Origin of the sequence: Lactiplantibacillus fabifermentans DSM 21115, assembly GCF_000498955.2 — a bacterium.
GTDB classification, from domain to species: Bacteria; Bacillota; Bacilli; order Lactobacillales; family Lactobacillaceae; genus Lactiplantibacillus; species Lactiplantibacillus fabifermentans.
In genome coordinates this window covers 1-1,537 of sequence record NZ_AYGX02000157.1, presented here as the reverse complement: position 1 = coordinate 1,537, position 1,537 = coordinate 1, and the positions used below count along the sequence as shown (strand labels likewise).

Sequence of the window (1,537 nt, the reverse complement as noted above, 5' to 3'; positions counted from 1 at the left end):
GTAATTTGGAGGATTACTTCATGCACGTCAATCACATTTGGCATACTACCAATTTAACACGTTTGCAGGGGTCAAAAGTGCACGATTAGTGCACGTTTTTATATTTCATACAATCCAAACCCCTTAGCGCAATCGTTGATAAAAGTTTTCTTTAAGTCAAACGCTTTTCGACGGCTAACATTTATCATATGATTTGCAATTAATCCGTCAATTGTGTACTGCTGGTGTTTCTTAAAATATAGCTCATTTATAATTACTTCTGTATCACGGCCAACGCCGTCTAAACAATCATCAATCACTTCTCGCTGACGCTTCAATGTGTTAATGCGCCGATCATCGTCAATTGTAATGAGCGTATTTAACGCCGTTTCCGGATACTTGTATTGCGCCTTGCCACCTCCAACATTATCATCATGAGGGACAGTTGGATAACGCAATTCTTGTTCACGTTTCTCGATATACTCGTCAATCTTGGGATAGTCACGTAGAATATCTTCAACTTTTCTAATCGTCGTTCGTTTCACTACTAATTCCCCTTTCACTCAACTCCATAATGTCAGCAATGAAGTCCTGGCCAATTTGTGCCTGTTGACTAGTTGCCAGTGCCGCGTTAATTTCCAGGTTGGCAAATGTGGCTTTCATTTGGATTGCTTTGGCGTATTCGGCGTCAGTCATTTGTCTTCCTCTACTAGCCCGGCTTCATAAACGTTACTACCGATATATTTGGCGCTTATGAACCAATCCGCAACTTTTGTTCCATTAACGTTTTGGCCTTGAACAGACAAGCCTCCCTTATGCTTAGGGTTCAAGGTGGCAAGCGCATTCCTCTTTGAAGCCCAAATAATAAAAACATCTGAGCCCATTAATTGAATATTGTGCAGCCATCTAACCGTTCCCTCGCTGTTCTGATAGAATCCCCTTTTAAAAGGTGTTGCTTTTTGAATAGCCATAAATTCTTTGTTCGTCATAATGTTTTATCCTCCAGTAGTTCCGGGTTCTCGTGCACGTTGCCCTTTAACGCCATGTCTGATTCTGGGTCGTCAAACTCACAAAACGGTACAAAATCCTTAGCATGATAACGATCGTTGTGTGCGTCTGTGTAGCTAATTCTATTAATCAAAATACCAAAAGATCCGCTATTTTTTACAACTGATCCAATATATCCAGTTTCACGGTCTGTTACTCCACCCATAGAATATTCATAGAATTGGTCGCTATACTGAACAATATCGCCAACGTAAATCTCATTACCGTGCATGTCTGTCATCCCGATAAACTGTTCGACACTAATGTCTAAATCGTTTTGCGTTGCAACTCCATCATCAAAATAAACTTTTCCGTCACTTCCAATTAACACATCTTTTATATATTCTTTTCCTCTATCTTCCCACGCTCTAAACTTAATCATCGTCGCCATCTCCTTGATTAGTTTCAATCCTCCCCGAACGCTTCAAACGCCCGCTTTCGTTCCTCGTTAGTTTGTTCCTTGACGATTATCATGATTAATCCTCTGGAATTAAAGCAACATAGTCACCTT

At 40.4% G+C, this 1,537-nt stretch carries 4 protein-coding genes; all 4 read right to left on the bottom strand.

Going from position 1 to position 1,537, the window contains the following annotated elements:
• Positions 1 to 98 precede the first annotated feature (98 nt).
• From DY78_RS13170 to DY78_RS13160, 4 genes are read right to left on the bottom strand one after another with little or no spacing between them, the layout of a single operon-like run.
• The gene (locus tag DY78_RS13170; RefSeq protein WP_056993531.1) at positions 99 to 524 is read right to left on the bottom strand and encodes a transcriptional regulator; all 426 of its coding nucleotides are present in this window, start codon (positions 522 to 524) and stop codon (positions 99 to 101) included.
• Positions 505 to 675 carry a hypothetical protein gene (locus DY78_RS16230; protein WP_156404134.1) on the bottom strand — a complete coding sequence of 57 codons (171 nt, stop codon included), beginning with the start codon at positions 673 to 675 and terminating at the stop codon, positions 505 to 507. The genes DY78_RS13170 and DY78_RS16230 overlap by 20 nt, the downstream gene beginning before the upstream one ends.
• Positions 672 to 968: a hypothetical protein gene (locus tag DY78_RS13165; RefSeq protein WP_024624706.1), complete on the bottom strand. Its 297-nt coding sequence runs from the start codon at positions 966 to 968 to the stop codon at positions 672 to 674. Before DY78_RS13165 ends, DY78_RS16230 begins: the two co-directional genes overlap by 4 nt.
• Positions 965 to 1,408, bottom strand: coding sequence for a YopX family protein (locus DY78_RS13160; protein ID WP_051385220.1), 444 nt, complete (start codon positions 1,406 to 1,408; stop codon positions 965 to 967). The genes DY78_RS13165 and DY78_RS13160 overlap by 4 nt, the downstream gene beginning before the upstream one ends.
• Between the last annotated feature and the right edge of the window lie 129 nt (positions 1,409 to 1,537).